The sequence below is a fragment of the Delftia sp. Lp-1 genome (genome assembly GCF_020523835.1).
In the GTDB taxonomy this organism is placed as follows: domain Bacteria; phylum Pseudomonadota; class Gammaproteobacteria; order Burkholderiales; family Burkholderiaceae_C; genus Comamonas; species Comamonas acidovorans.
Genome location: NZ_JAJALJ010000004.1, coordinates 481220 through 495933 on the forward strand (window position 1 = coordinate 481220; position 14714 = coordinate 495933).

12 protein-coding genes are annotated in these 14714 nt (G+C 69.1%); 3 read left to right on the forward strand and 9 right to left on the reverse strand.

Annotated features, from left to right (window positions below; translation table 11 throughout):
• Window positions 1-5: 5 nt before the first annotated feature.
• The 9 genes from hutI to LGR64_RS27460 form a co-directional block, all read right to left on the reverse strand.
• Window positions 6-1304, reverse strand: coding sequence for an imidazolonepropionase (gene hutI / locus LGR64_RS27420; protein WP_141832958.1), 1299 nt, complete (start codon window positions 1302-1304; stop codon window positions 6-8).
• A 26-nt stretch (window positions 1305-1330) separates the two neighbouring features.
• Entirely contained in the window at window positions 1331-1891 is a 561-nt protein-coding gene (locus tag LGR64_RS27425; protein WP_141832960.1) for a HutD/Ves family protein, read from the reverse strand.
• A gap of 23 nt (window positions 1892-1914) precedes the next feature.
• On the reverse strand, window positions 1915-3648 hold the full coding sequence (gene hutU, locus LGR64_RS27430) for a urocanate hydratase (protein WP_012202089.1): 1734 nt from the start codon (window positions 3646-3648) through the stop codon (window positions 1915-1917).
• A gap of 39 nt (window positions 3649-3687) precedes the next feature.
• Complete coding sequence (gene hutH / locus LGR64_RS27435; protein WP_141832962.1) at window positions 3688-5259, reverse strand: histidine ammonia-lyase; 1572 nt, start codon at window positions 5257-5259, stop codon at window positions 3688-3690.
• Between the two features lie 113 nt (window positions 5260-5372).
• Complete coding sequence (hutC, locus tag LGR64_RS27440; RefSeq protein ID WP_049801468.1) at window positions 5373-6143, reverse strand: histidine utilization repressor; 771 nt, start codon at window positions 6141-6143, stop codon at window positions 5373-5375.
• Window positions 6144-6170: 27 nt separating this feature from the next.
• Window positions 6171-6950, reverse strand: a complete 780-nt coding sequence (locus LGR64_RS27445) for an ABC transporter ATP-binding protein (protein ID WP_012202086.1) — start codon at window positions 6948-6950, stop codon at window positions 6171-6173.
• A complete protein-coding gene (locus LGR64_RS27450) occupies window positions 6950-7834 on the reverse strand; it encodes an ABC transporter permease (protein ID WP_016447378.1) in 885 nt (294 codons plus the stop codon). The genes LGR64_RS27445 and LGR64_RS27450 overlap by 1 nt, the downstream gene beginning before the upstream one ends.
• 18 nt (window positions 7835-7852) lie before the next feature.
• The gene (locus LGR64_RS27455) at window positions 7853-8827 is read right to left on the reverse strand and encodes an ABC transporter substrate-binding protein (protein WP_043823311.1); all 975 of its coding nucleotides are present in this window, start codon (window positions 8825-8827) and stop codon (window positions 7853-7855) included.
• 274 nt (window positions 8828-9101) lie between these two features.
• The gene (locus LGR64_RS27460) at window positions 9102-9992 is read right to left on the reverse strand and encodes a LysR substrate-binding domain-containing protein (protein ID WP_230357401.1); all 891 of its coding nucleotides are present in this window, start codon (window positions 9990-9992) and stop codon (window positions 9102-9104) included.
• Between the two features lie 94 nt (window positions 9993-10086).
• On the opposite strand from LGR64_RS27460, the gene LGR64_RS27465 reads away from it, so the two are divergent.
• From LGR64_RS27465 to LGR64_RS27475, 3 genes are all read left to right on the forward strand, one after another.
• Window positions 10087-11328: a CaiB/BaiF CoA transferase family protein gene (locus tag LGR64_RS27465; protein WP_230357404.1), complete on the forward strand. Its 1242-nt coding sequence runs from the start codon at window positions 10087-10089 to the stop codon at window positions 11326-11328.
• Window positions 11329-11338: 10 nt separating this feature from the next.
• Window positions 11339-12490, forward strand: a complete 1152-nt coding sequence (locus LGR64_RS27470; protein ID WP_230357406.1) for an acyl-CoA dehydrogenase family protein — start codon at window positions 11339-11341, stop codon at window positions 12488-12490.
• A gap of 220 nt (window positions 12491-12710) precedes the next feature.
• Window positions 12711-14642, forward strand: coding sequence for a RecQ family ATP-dependent DNA helicase (locus LGR64_RS27475; RefSeq protein ID WP_034397618.1), 1932 nt, complete (start codon window positions 12711-12713; stop codon window positions 14640-14642).
• The last annotated feature ends 72 nt before the right edge of the window (window positions 14643-14714 follow it).

Below are 14714 nucleotides of genomic sequence, written 5' to 3' on the forward strand. Positions count from 1 at the left end.
GGCTTTCAGTGGCTCCCCTGCCCGCGGCGGGTCCGCACGATGCGGCCCTGGCGCACGATGGTGCAGTCCGGCTTGCTGCCGAACCAGTAGGCCAGTTCGGCCGCATGGCGCACGGGCCAGAGCACGAAGTGGGCAGGACGGCCGGCCGCGATCAGGCCATGCTCGTCCTGCAGGCCCAGGGCGCGCGCGGCATGGCGGGTGATGCCCGCCAGGGCCTCGGGCACGGTGAGCCGGAACAGGGTGCAGGCCATGTTGGCCATGAGCAAAAGGCTCAGGCAGGGGGAGGTGCCCGGATTGTGATCGGTAGAGACGGCCATGGGAACGCCCGCGGCGCGCAGGCCCGCGATGGGCGGCATGTGGGTGTCACGCAGCGTGTAGTAGGCGCCGGGCAGCAGCACGGCCACGGAACCCGCGCCGCGCATGGCGGCAATGCCGGATTCGGACAGGTGCTCGATGTGGTCGCACGACAGCGCGCCATAGCGGGCCGCGAGGGCAGCCCCCTCCATGTTCGACAGCTGCTCGGCATGCAGCTTGACGGGCAGGCCCAGGCGGCGTGCGGCCTGGAAGACCTGCTCGGTCTCGGCCAGCGAGAAGGCGATGCGCTCGCAGAACACATCGACCGCATCGACCAGGCCCTCGGCCGCCAGCGCGGGCAGCATGGTGCCGGCGACGAGGTCGATGTAGTCCTGGCTGCGGCCTGCGTACTCGGGCGGCAGCGCATGCGCGCCCAGGAAGGTGGTGCGCACGGTCACGCCCAGGGCCTGGCCCAGGCGCCGGGCCACGCGCAGCTGCTTGCGCTCGTGCTCCAGCGCCAGGCCATAGCCCGACTTGATCTCGATGGCGCAGACGCCCTCGTCCAGCAGCTGCTGCAGACGCGGCAGGGCCTGGGCGAACAGCTCGTCCTCGCTGGCCTCGCGCGTGGCACGCACGCTGGAGACGATGCCGCCGCCGGCGCGTGCCACTTCCTCGTAGCTGGCACCATCCAGGCGCATGGCGAATTCGTTGGCGCGCTCGCCGCCATAGACCAGGTGGGTGTGGCAATCGACCAGGCCCGGCGTGGCCAGCATGCCCTGGCCGTCATGGCGCGGCAGGGATGCATATGCGGGCGGCAGGGCCTGGTGCGGCCCCACCCAGGCCACGCGGCCCTGCTGCACCACGATGCAGGCATCCTCCCCGTCACCCACGGCCTGGCCGGCCTCGAACATCTCAGGCGCCAGGCGCAGGTTCTGCCAGCAGCCGTCGGCCGAAGAGGATGGAGCGAGTGCGGAAGCAGGTGCAGAAGCGGGTGCGTGGGGCTCGGTCATGGAGGTGATTCCTTGGATGTCGTGGGTCAGCAGGCTTGCAGCAGCACCTGCACCAGCCGCGCGTCGTCGGTCTGCGGCACCAGATGCTGCGGGTCGGGCTGCTGCGCGCTCCACCACAGGCCCTGGCCGGGGATGAGCGCAGCGCCATCCGCCTGCCAATTGCCCTGCAGCGCCATGCACAGGCCGGCGTCGGCGCGGCCGGCGTCGGCAGCGCTGTCCAGCACCTGGACCTGCGCCCGCCACCGGCCGCGCCGCGCCATCACGTTGAAGTCGGTGGAAGTGCCGCCCGGCAGCGAGCAGCCCAGCGCCACATCGCCGGAGAAGGCAAACGGCTGCCAGCGCGCGTCCAGCACATGGTCGATGCCTTCGCCGCGCAGGTGCACGCCGTCGCCATCGAGCAGCATGATCTGCCGGTCCACGCCCGCAAAGGCCGAGAACGGGCCGGGCTGGTCAATGGTGGCCACGCTGATGCGCCAGCCAAAGGCCTCCATGCCCGCCCCGGGCGGCCAGCAGGCGATCTCGCGCGTGCTGCCGCCCCCGTTCTTCCAGGGGCTGGCGGCGATCTGGTTCAGGTCGAAACGCTGCATTGCCGTGGTGTCCTGCAAGCGGCTCACTTGACCATGGGCAGGTTCAGCTGATGGCGCTTGGCGGCCGCCACGGCAATGTCGTAGCCCGCGTCGGCATGGCGCATGACGCCGGTGGCCGGATCGTTCCAGAGCACGCGGCCCAGGCGGGCGGCGGCCTCGTCCGTGCCGTCGGCCACGATGACCACGCCCGCATGCTGGGAGTAGCCCATGCCCACGCCGCCGCCGTGGTGCAGGCTGACCCAGGTGGCGCCGCCCGCGGTGTTGAGCAGGGCATTGAGCAGCGGCCAGTCGCTGACGGCGTCCGTGCCGTCCTTCATGGATTCGGTCTCGCGGTTGGGACTGGCCACGGAGCCGCAGTCCAGGTGGTCGCGGCCGATCACGATGGGGGCCTTGAGTTCGCCGTTCTTCACCATCTCGTTGAAGGCCAGGGCCGCCTTGTGGCGCTCGCCCAGTCCCAGCCAGCAGATGCGCGCGGGCAGGCCCTGGAAGCTGATGCGCTCGCGCGCCATGTCCAGCCAGCGGTGCGTGTGCTTGTTGTCGGGGAACAGTTCCTTGATCTTGGCGTCGGTCTTGTAGATGTCCTCGGGGTCGCCGGACAGGGCCACCCAGCGGAACGGGCCCTTGCCTTCGCAGAACAGCGGCCGGATGTAGGCGGGCACGAAGCCGGGGAAGTCGAAGGCGTTCTTCACGCCCTGATCCAGGGCCACCTGGCGGATGTTGTTGCCGTAGTCCACCGTGGGAATGCCCATGGCCTGGAAGTCCAGCATGGCCTGCACGTGCTGGGCGCAGCCCTGGGCAGCGGCGGCCTTGAGCTGGGCATGGCGCGACGGATCGGCCGCGGCGGCACGCCACTCGTCCACGGTCCAGCCCACGGGCAGGTAGCCGTTGATCAGGTCATGGGCCGAGGTCTGGTCGGTCACGATGTCGGGGCGGGCGCCGCCGGCCTGGGCGCGGCGCACCAGCTCGGGCAGGATTTCGGCGGCATTGCCCAGCAGGCCGATGGAGATGGCCTCGCCCGCAGCCGTGTGCTGGGCGATGAGCTCCAGCGCGTGGTCGATGTCGCGCGCCTGCTTGTCCAGGTAGCGCGTGCGCAGGCGGAAGTCGATGCTGCTTTGCTGGCATTCGATGGCCAGCACGCAGGCGCCGGCCAGCACGCCGGCCAGGGGCTGGGCACCGCCCATGCCGCCCAGGCCCGCCGTGAGGATCCACTTGCCCGTGAGGTCGTTGTTGTAGTGCTGGCGGCCGGCCTCGACGAAGGTCTCGAATGTGCCCTGCACGATGCCCTGGGCGCCGATGTAGATCCAGCTGCCGGCCGTCATCTGGCCGTACATGAACAGGCCCTTCTGGTCGAGCTCGTTGAAGTGCTCCCAATTCGCCCACTGGGGCACGAGGTTGGAGTTGGCCAGCAGCACGCGCGGTGCGTTCTCGTGCGTCTTGAACACACCCACGGGCTTGCCCGACTGGATCAGCAGCGACTCGTCGGCCTCCAGCTTCTTGAGCGACTCCAGGATCTGGTCATAGCACTCCCAGTTGCGCGCCGCGCGGCCGATGCCGCCGTAGACCACCAGGGCCTTGGGGTTCTCGGCCACGTCGGGGTCCAGGTTGTTCTGCAGCATGCGGTAGGCGGCCTCGGCCAGCCAGTTCTTGCAGTGCAGTTCGCTGCCGCGCGGGGCGCGGATGACGCGGCTGGCGTCATAGCGGGGATTGGTGGCAGCCGTGGCAGCGTTGGCGTTGAGGATGGCGTCGTTGGCGTTCATGGCGATCTCCTGGATGCGGGGGGTGAGCGGTTGCGGGGTTCAGGCAGCCTGGTGGCTGGGCAGGTGGCGGGCGATGGCCTGGGGCCAGTCCGTGGCAAGCGCCCACTGGCGCATGGTTTCGATGTCGGGTGCCAGGTAGCGGTCACGGTCCAGGTGCGGAACCTGGCTGCGGATCAGCGCGTATTGCGCCTCGATCAGCTCGGAGCTGTTCAGGCTGCGGTCGAAGTCCATGCCCTGGGCGGCGGCCATGGCTTCCACGCCCACGATGACGGCCGTGTTGCGCGCCATCTCGCCCAGGCGCCGCGCGCCGTAGGTGGCCATGGAGACATGGTCTTCCTGGTTGGCCGAGGTGGGCAGGCTGGTGACGCTGCTGGGATGGGCCAGGCACTGGTTCTCGGCAGCCAGGGCGGCAGCCGTGACCTGGGCGATCATGAAGCCCGAGTTCACGCCGCTGTCGGCAATCAGGAAGGCCGGCAGGCCCGACAGGCCGGTGTCCAGCAGCAGGGCCATGCGGCGCTCGGAGATGGCGCCGATCTCGGCCAGGGCCAGGGCGATGATGTCGGCCGCAAAGGCCACGGGCTCGGCGTGGAAGTTGCCGCCCGAGATCACGTCGCCGTTGTCGAAGACCAGCGGGTTGTCCGAGGCGGCGTTGGCCTCGATCACCAGCACGCGGGCCGCATGGCTGAGGTTGTCCAGGCAGGCGCCCATGACCTGGGGCACGCAGCGGATGGAGTACGGGTCCTGCACGCGGCCGCAATGGGGGTGGGAGGTGTCGATGGCGCTGCCGTCCAGCAGTTCGCGCACGGCGGCGGCCACGGCGATCTGGCCAAGCTGGCCGCGCGCCTCGTGGATGCGGGCGTCAAACGGCTTGACCGAGCCCTTGATGGCCTCCAGCGTCAGGCAGCCCGCCACCAGGCCGGCGGCGAACACGCTCTCGCCCTGGAACAGGCCCACCAGGGCCAGCGCCGTGGATACCTGGGTGCCGTTGAGCAGGGCCAGCCCTTCCTTGGGGCCGAGCACGAAGGGCTCCAGGCCCACGTGGCGCATGGCCTCGGTGCCGGACACCACCTGTCCATCGATCTTGGCCTGGCCTTCGCCGATCAGCACGCAGGCCAGGTGCGACAGCGGCGCCAGGTCGCCCGAGGCACCCACCGAGCCCTTGGCGGGAATCACGGGCAGCACGTCGGCGTTGGCCAGGGCCAGCAGCGCATCGACCAGCTCGGGGCGCACGCCAGAGTGGCCGCGCGCCAGGCTCACGGCCTTGGTGGCCAGCACCAGGCGCACCACGGCGTCAGGCAGCGGATCGCCCGTGCCCACGCTGTGCGACAGCACGAGGTTGCGCTGCAGCTCTGCCAGGCGGTCATGGGCGATCTTGGTGGAGGCCAGCTTGCCGAAGCCGGTGTTGATGCCATAGACGACCTGGTCCTCATCCACGATGTGCTGCACATGGGCCTGGGCGGCGCGCATGCGCTCGTAGGCGGACGCCGCCATGGACAGGCGCACGCCGCCCTGCTGGATGGCCCGCAGCTGGGCCAGGCTGACCTGGCCGGGCTGCAGCGTCAGCGCGGTGCCGGGACGGGAGGTGAGGCCGGGAGTCGTGATGGTGTTCATGGTGATGCCCTGTCGGTGTCTGGGAGGGTGTGCCGGGATGGATGTCTATGCCTGTCTATACAATATCAATCGAAGCGGAACAGCGCAAGAGCGGGAACCCCGCCTTTCAGGCCTCAGCCGTCGTGCGATCCGCCGTCGGTGCGAAAGCGGCTGCCCAGCCGGTAGCGCATGCCCGGATGCACGCAGTGCACCCAGGTCACGGGCGTGCCCAGGTACCAGGTGCGGCGCGTCAGCGTCAGGCAGGGCTGGTCCGCGTCCATCTGCAGCCAGCGCGCCTGCTCGGGCGTGGGCAGCATGGCGTCCACCACATGCTCGATCTGGTCGAAGGGCACGTTGCGCACCAGATACACCGAAGGCTGGATCAGCGAGAAGTCCTGCTCCATGAAGTCCGGCGCCATGCGCGGGTTCACATGGCGGTCTTCCAGCTGCACGGGCACGTCGTTCTCGAAATGCACGCCCTGCAGGTGGAACACCGAGCTGCCCGCAGACAGCTGCAGCGAAGCCGCCGCCTCGGGCGAGGCCGACTCGCGGCGCACGCTGATCAGCTCGAAGCGGTGGTCATGCCCGCGCTGGCGGATCTCTTCGGCGATGTTGGCGATGCGCAGCAGCGTGGACTGCGGCTTTTCCTCGGCCACGAAGGAGCCCACGCCGGCCACGCGCACGATCACGCCCTGCTCGGCCAGCTCGCGCAGCGCGCGGTTGGCCGTCATGCGGGCCACGCCGAACTCCTGCACCAGCTCCTGCTCGGACGGCACGCGCTCGCCGGCCGACAGCGAGCCATCGGCGATCTTGCGCAGCACATGGTCCTTGACCTGCTGGTACAGGGCCATGGGCACCTCCGCCGTCGTTGCGGAAAGTCGGGAAGCCGTGGAACGCGAAGACATGGTGTGGGCAGTGGTCATGGAAAAGCGTCAGTGTGCAGCAGCGGCCAGCGACTCTGCGCGAATCTCTTCGGTCAGCCGGGCTTTCAGCTCCATGAACTCGGGCGATGTCTTGACCGTGTAGTGGCGCGGATGCGGCAGGTTCACGGGGATATCGGCCTTGATGCGGCCCGGCCGCGCGCTGAACACGGCCACGCGGTTGGCCATGAAGATGGCCTCGTCGATGTCGTGGGTGACGAACATCACGGTCTTGCGCTCGGCCTCCCAGATGCCCAGCAGCAGCTCCTGCATGAGCACGCGGGTCTGGTTGTCGAGTGCGCCGAAGGGCTCGTCCATGAGCAGGATCTTGGGATCGTTGGCCAGCGCGCGCGCAATGGCCGTGCGCTGCTGCATGCCGCCCGACAGCTGCTTGGGAAAGTGGTTCTCGAAGCCGCGCAGCCCCACCTTGGCGATGAAGTAGTCGCTGCGCTCTTTTTGCAGCGCCTCGCTCACGCCCTTCTCGCGCAGGCCGAAGCGGATGTTCTGCGCCACCGTCAGCCACGGGAACAGCGTGTAGCTCTGGAACACCATGCCCCGGTCGGCGCCCGGCCCGTCCACGGCGCGGCCGTCCAGCAGCACCTGGCCCGTGGTCGGGAAATCCAGCCCCGCCGCAATGCGCAGCATGGTGGACTTGCCGCAGCCCGAGGGGCCGAGGATGGTGACGAAGTCGTTCTCGCGGACCTCGAAATCCACAGGCAGCAGGGCCTGCGTACTCGTGCCCTTGTGGCTGGTGAAGGTGCGCGAAACACCTTGAATGGACAGCAGATTCATCACAGGGTGCTCCACTCGAACATGCGACGGTTCAGAGATTTGAAGATGAAATCGGACACCAGGCCGATGAGGCCGATCACGATGATGCCGAAGATGATCTGGCCCGTGTTCAGCAGCGCCTGGCTGTCGGTGATCATGTGGCCGATGCCCGAGGACGAGCCGATCAGCTCGGCCACGATCACATAGGTCCAGGCCCAGCCCAGCACCAGGCGCAGCGTCTCGGCAATGCCGGGCGCGGCGCCCGGGATCAGCACGCGGCGCACCACGCCGGTGTTGGAGGCGCCCAGCGTGTAGGCGGCCTCCACCAGGTCCTTGCGCGCGCCGCCCACGGTGACGGCCACCATCAGCGTGATCTGGAACACCGAGCCGATGAAGATGACCAGCAGCTTCTGCGTCTCGCCCACGCCGGCCCACAGGATCAGCAGCGGGATGAAGGCCGAGGCCGGCAGGTAGCGGCAGAACGACACGAAGGGCTCGAAGAAGGCCTCGACCGGCTTCCAGGCGCCCATGGCAATGCCCAGCGGCACGGCCACGACCGAGGCCAGGATGAAGCCGCCCATCACGCGCCAGACCGTCATGCCGATGTCGTGCAGGAAGCCGTACTCGGTGAACAGCAGCACGCCCTCGCGCGCCATGGTCATGGGGCTGGCCAGGAAGGTCGGGGAGACGAAGCCGCCCAGCGTCACAGCCGCCCAGACGAGAAAGAACAGCACGAAGAAGGCCACACCCAGCACCCACTTGGCCGTGGGGCTGACGGGCTCCAGCGGCGCCATGCGGCGGCGGCGGACGGGGGCTGGCGCCGCAGCGGGCGCGGGAGCGTGCGGTGTGGCGTGGGTCATGGGCTTGTTAGCCGGCTGGACTGCGGAAGTGGATGCGGCTTGCATGGTCATCCCCTGGCGGGCTTACTGGATGAAGCTGGCGTCGTACATCACGCCATAGTTCTCGGGGATGGAGCGGATGATGCCGGCCTCCTTGAGGATCACGGCCGATTCCTTCATGAACGGCACCAGCTCGTTGGCGAAGAATTTCTGGTTGGCTTCCTTGTCGGACCACTTCAGGTAGGAGGCCGACTTGCCGAACTGCTCGCCACCCTGCTTGACGGCTGCGCCCATGATCTCGAAGGACTTGGTCTTGTCGGCCTCGATCATGGCCACCGCATCGAAATACGACTGGGCCAGGGCCTTGGCGGCGGCCGTGTTCGCCTTGAGCCACTTGGGATCGCAGCCCACCGTGTCCATGACCATGGGGTAGTCGATGGTGGTGGCCAGGATCTTGCCCGCGGCCGGGTTGGCGCGGATGGTGGACAGGTAGGGCTCGTAGCTCATGGCCGCATCGTTCTGGCCGGCCACGAAGGCCTGGGCCGCGGGCTGGGGCTCCAGCGAGACGGTCTTCACATCCTTCATGGTCATACCGTTCTTGTGCAGCATCCAGGCCAGGCCGAAGTACGGCGCCGTGCCCGGCGCGCTCACGGCCACCGTCTTGCCCTTGAGGTCGGCAAAGCCCTTGACGTCATTGCGCACGGCAATGCCGTCGGCGCCATAGGACTTGTCCATCTGGAAGATCTGCACGATGGGCACGCCGTTGGTGTTCCAGGCCACATGCGTCTCGATGGTGGTGGCCGCGCACTGGATGGCGCCCGAGGCCAGGGCCAGGTGGCGGTCCTTCTGCGGGATCATCTTCAGGTCCACCGCCAGGCCGTTCTTCTTGAAGATGCCGGCCTTGTCGGCCAGGGTCAGCGGCGCAAAGCCGGTCCAGCCCGACATGCCCAGGGTGATCTTGGTCTCCTGCGCGGCAGCGGGCTGCAGTGCGGCGGCAAGGCAGAGGGCGGCGGCCAGCGGCCCCAGGGGCAGGCGGCGGAACGTGGGGATCGAACTCATGTGGCACTCCTCGGTCGGGAAAGCAAGTTGGCGATGGCAGTTTCGGGGTCCGCAGGCAGACCAGTGCGGGAGCCCGAAGTGTGTTTTTGCCGACCGGACATGTATATACAGGATTACCCGGCAAACCGGTGATGGAGCGAGCATCCTGCATCTACCTGCGATCAACACGGAGAGCAACAGCAAATGCCGTGCCAACTAAGCTTGTCCATACAACCTGGGGAAAATCCCGGGTAGCACCTCACCACCGTGGTGCATGCCACGGGGCTGCGCGCCGCTACGGTGCAATCACGGCACGTGCCACCTTCAAGAACGGTGCAATCAGCGGCGAGGCATTGCCCGCCGGCACGGCCAGCACCACGCCCTGGGGGGCCACGCGGCCCCGGATGCGGCGGCAGGCCAGGCGCTGGCCATCGTGGGCGCGGTCCACCACCGGCCGCGTGGTCAGCACGCTCAGGCCGTGGCCGTTGGCCACCATGGAGCGCAGCATCTCGATGGAGGCGAACTCATGGGCCACCAGCGGCGTCACGCCGGCCTCGCGGAACAGCGACAGGAAATACTCGCGACTGTGCGGCAGGTTGATCAGCACCAGCGGGTAGCGGGCCACCTCGACCAGCCCCACGCTGGTCCTGGCCGCCAGCGCATGGCGCTGCGGCAGCAGCACATAGGGCGGCAACGCCGCCACGGGCAGCAGCTCCATGCGGGGACGCGCCAGGCCTGTGTCGTACTGCAGGGCCGCATCGAGCTCGCCGCGCTCCACCTGCTGCGTGAGCGAGGCGATGTCGCCCTCCACCAGCTCCAGCGCAATGCCGGGGTGCAGGCGCTGCATCTGCGCCAGCAGGGCCGGCACCCAGCGCGCGCCCAGCGTGCTCAGAAAGCCCAGGCGCAGCACGCCCGCCATCGCCGCCGTGCGCGGCCCCTGCAGGCTGCGTGCGCCGTCCAGCAGCGCCTGGGCCTCGCGGCTGCGCACCGCGCCGGCCGCCGTGAGATCCAGCCCCCTGGCATGGCGGCGCACGAACAGTGCCTCGCCCCACAGCGCCTCCAGGTCGGCAATCGCCTTGGAGATGGACGGCTGGGACACGCCGATGGCCTCGGCCGCGCGCGCCGTGCTGCCATGGCGTGCGGCGGCCACGAAATACTCCAGCTGGCGCAGGCTGATTTGGATCATCTTTTTGAATGCAGTGAATCAGGAATGAATATTTTCCATTGATTCAATCACGCGCCAGCATGCAGCCATAGACCACCCGTCCAAGGCTGCACCCATGACCGAGTCCACCCCCCTCACCGCCCGCCCGCTGGACGGCGTGCGCATCCTCGACTTCACGCGCGTGCTGGCCGGGCCGCTGTCCACGGCCCTGCTGGCCGACCTGGGCGCCGAGGTCGTCAAGATCGAGCCGCCGCAGGGCGACGACTACCGCGCCATCGGCCCCATGAACAACGGAGAAAGCGCGCTGTTCACGGTGATGAACCGCAACAAGCAAAGCCTGGTGCTGGACCTCAAGCACCCCGAGGCCGTGGCCCTGGTCCACGAGATGGCGGCCCAGGCCGACGTGGTGGTGGAGAACTTCCGCCCCGGCGTGGCCGAGCGCCTGGGCATAGGCGCAAGCCAGTTGCGGGCGCTCAATCCGCGCCTGGTCTATGTCAGCGTCTCGGGCTTCGGCCAGACCGGGCCGCTGGCCCACCGGCCGGCCTACGACATCATCGTGCAGGCCATGAGCGGCCTCATGGAGGCCACGGGCGAGCCCGATGGCGCGCCCACCGTGGTGGGCGAGGCCGTCAGCGACGTGGTGGCCGGCCTGTTCGCCTCCTGGGCCACGCTGGCCGCGCTGCTGCAGGCCCGCGCCACCGGGCAGGGCCAGCAGGTGGACGTGGCCATGTTCGACACCACGCTGAGCTTTCTGGCCACCTCGGTGGCGCGCTACCTGTTCACGGGCCGGCCCGCGCGCCGCGTGGGCAACCGCCATCCGCTGTCGGCCCCCTTCGGCGTGTACCGCGCAGGCGACGGCCACTTCGCGCTGGCCGTGCTCAACAACAAGCTGTTCGCTGCCGCCCTGCAGGCCATGGAACTTGGCAGCCTGGCCGGCGACCCGCGCTTTGCCAGCGATGAATCACGCTCGGCCCACGAACCCGCGCTGCGCGCGGCCATCGAGGCCTGGGCCGGCCAGCATGAAGTGGCGCAGGTGGTGGCCGCGCTGGATGCGGCGGGCGTGCCCGCCGCCCCCATCTGGAACATTGCCCAGGCGCTGGAGTCGCCCCAGAGCCAGGCGCGCGGCCTGCTCGGCGCGGTGCAGGACGAGCGCCTGCCGGGCCTGCGCCTGCCCACCCAGCCCGTGCATTTCAGCGGCGCCGCACCCAACCGCGCCGAGCGCGCACCGGCCCTGGGCGAGCACACCGACGCCCTGCTCTCGCAGTGGCTGGGCCGGGGCGCCGAAGCCATTGCCGCGCTGCGCGCATCCGGTGCCCTGGGCACCGCAGGCGCGGCCCCCTCTTCCCCATCACATTGAGCGAACTTCCATGAACTTCCAACGACTGGGCACCACCGCCGAAGACCACGCCATTGCCGATGCCGTGGCCCGATTTGCCGACGACTCACTCGCCCCGCTGGCGCAGCGCATGGACGAAGAGGCACTGTCCGCCACCTGCCATGTGCCGGGCCTGGCAGCCCTGGGCGTGATGGGAATGAACCTGCCCGAGGCGCTGGGTGGCCCCGGCGTCACGCCCACGGCCATGCTGCTGTCCCTGGTGGCCATCTCGCGCGCCTGCGCGGCCACCTCGTCCATGATCGGCGCCCACTACCTGGGCACGGACGCCGTGCTCATCGGCGGCGACGACGCCCAGCGCCAGCAGTGGCTGCCGCGCTGCGCCAGCGGCGAATGGCTGGCCGCCTTTGCGCTGACCGAGCCGCGCGGCGGCTCCCACCCGGCCGACATGCGCACGCGCGCCGTGCGTGATGGGGACGACTATCTGATCACGGGCGTCAAGCACTTCATCTCCAACGCCGCCGAGGCACGCTTCATGGTGGTCTTCGCCAAGACCGACATGCAGGCCGGCGCGCGCGGCGTCAGCGCCTTCATCGTGCCGCGCGATCTGCCCGGCATCCAGATCTCGGCGCCCGAAAAGCTCATGGGCATCCGCGGCGGCCATGCCTTCGAGGTATCGCTGGACGGCGTGCGCGTGCCTGCCAGCCACCGGCTGGGCGCCGAGGGCACAGGCTTCAAGACGGCGATGAAGGTGCTGGACAACAGCCGCCTGGACGTGGCGGCCACCGCCCTGGGCGTGGCCGAGGCCGCCCTGGCCGCCGCCGCGCAATGGGCCAATCAGCGCCTGGTCGGCGGCGAGCCACTGGCCACGAAACAGGGCATCCAGTGGAAGCTGGCAGACATGAAGCTGCGCCTGGAGGCATCGTGGGCACTGACCATGCAGGCCCTGGCCTTGCGCCAGGCCGGCCAGCCCTTCACCCAGCACTCGGCCATGGCCAAGCTCCATGCGTCCGAAATGGTGGGCTTCGTCACCGATGAAGCCCTGCAGATTCACGGCGGCTACGGCTACACGCGCGAAATGCCGCTGGAGCGCCTGGTGCGCGATGCACGCATCCTGCGCATCTACGAAGGCTCGTCCGAGGTGCAGCGCAGCATCATTGCGCGCGGGGTGCTGGGCGGCAGCTGAATGCAGCAGCGGGTGGCTAGGAGAAATCTGAAAATGGCACCCTCGCGCCCGGAAAAGGCCATTGATGCAGAGCGGCTCAAACCCCAGGTCTTCCCTGGACCTTGCGAGGGGGCGCAAAATGGCGGCTGTTGCGGCCTTCGGGCCGCAGCGCATTTTTTGCGGGAAGCGCCCGCATCCCGCTCCCTCCCGCGCCAGCCGCCTCTGCCGAAAGAAGTCCCCGTTGTCCGCCGCGCATTCCGTCCTGCAAGCCGTGTTCGGCTACGAACAATTCCGCGGTCCGCAGGAAGCCATCGTCTCGCACGTGGTCGCCGGCGGCGATGCGCTGGTGCTCATGCCCACGGGCGGCGGCAAGAGCCTGTGCTACCAGGTGCCGGCCATCGTGCGCCAGCAGCAGGGCCACGGCGTGGCGGTGGTGGTGTCGCCGCTGATCGCGCTCATGCACGACCAGGTCGGCGCGCTGCACGAGGCCGGCGTGAGCGCGGCCTACCTGAACTCCACGCTGTCCTATGACGAGACGCAGGAAGTCGAATGGCGCCTGCAAAGCGGCGACATCACATTGCTGTATGCCGCGCCCGAGCGCCTGAACACGCCGCGCTTCCTGGGCCTGCTCGACGACCTGCATGCCCAGGGCAAGCTGTCGCTGTTCGCCATCGACGAGGCGCACTGCGTGAGCCAGTGGGGCCATGACTTCCGGCCCGAGTACCGCGCGCTGAGCGTGCTGCACGAACGCTATGCGGGCGTGCCGCGCATTGCGCTCACGGCCACGGCCGACGCACTCACGCGCGCCGACATCGTCGAGCGGCTGCAACTGGAGAGCGCGCGGCATTTCGTCAGCAGCTTCGACCGCCCCAACATCCGCTACCGCATCGCCGAGAAGAAGGACGTCAGCAACCAGCTGCTGCGCTTCATAGAGCGCGAGCACGAGGGCGAGGCCGGCGTGGTCTATTGCCAGTCGCGCAAGCGCGTGGAGGAGCTGGCCCAGACGCTGAGCCAAGCCGGCGTGCCCGCCCTGCCTTACCACGCGGGCCTGCCCTTCGAGACGCGCCAGCTGCACCAGGACCGCTTCCTGCGCGAGGACGGCATCGTCATCGTCGCCACCATCGCCTTCGGCATGGGCATCAACAAGCCCGACGTGCGCTTCGTGGCCCACGTGGACATGCCCAAGAACATCGAGGGCTACTACCAGGAAACCGGCCGCGCAGGCCGCGACGGGCTGCCCGCCGATGCCTGGATGGCCTACGGCCTGTCCGACGTGGTCAACCAGCGCCGCATGATCGACGAAAGCCCGGCCGAGGACACCTTCAAGCAGGTCATGCGCGGCAAGCTCGATGCCCTGCTGGGCCTGGCCGAGGCCACGGACTGCCGCCGCGTGCGGCTGCTGGCCTACTTCGGCGAGCAGTACGGCCTGGGCGCACCGGGAGAAGACGCAGAGACGGACATTGAAGGCCGGCCGCTGCAGCGCGTGGCAAAGACCGCCTGCGGCAACTGCGACAACTGCATGGAGCCCCCGGCCCTGTGGGATGGCACGGACGCCGCGCGCAAGCTGCTGTCCACCATCTACCGCGTGCACGAGGCCAGCCAGCTGACCTTTGGCGCAGGCCACATCATGGACGTGCTGCGCGGCAAGGACACCGAGAAGGTGCGCCAGTACGGCCACGACAAGATCTCCACCTTCGGCCTGGGCAAGGACTACAGCGAGCCCCAGCTGCGCGGCGTGATGCGCCAGCTGCTGGCCACGGGCGCCCTGGGCCTGCACAAGATCACCAGCGAGAACAGCGGCCACAGCTTCGACACCCTGTGCCTGGCCGATGGCTCGCGCGACGTGCTGCGCGGCAATGTCCCCGTGCAGCTGCGCGAGGCCGTGGCCGCGCCACGCACGCGCACCTCCAAGCGCGCCACCCAGCCCAACGCGGCCGCCGCCAGCCTGGGCCCCGATGCCCAGGTGCGCTTCATCAACCTCAAGGCCTGGCGCGCCGAGGTCGCGCGCGAGCACAACCTGCCCGCCTACGTGATCTTCCACGACGCCACGCTGGCGGCCATTGCCGAACGCAACCCGGCCTCGCTGGACGACCTGCAGGGCATCAGCGGCATGGGCGCCAAGAAGCTGGACGCCTATGGCGCCGAGGTGCTGCGGGTGGTGGCCACGGGTTGAGGCGCATAGCCCTCATGCACATCGCATGGGGCTGGGCTTCACCATGAGAAAAGGCCTGCACCTCCATGGCGG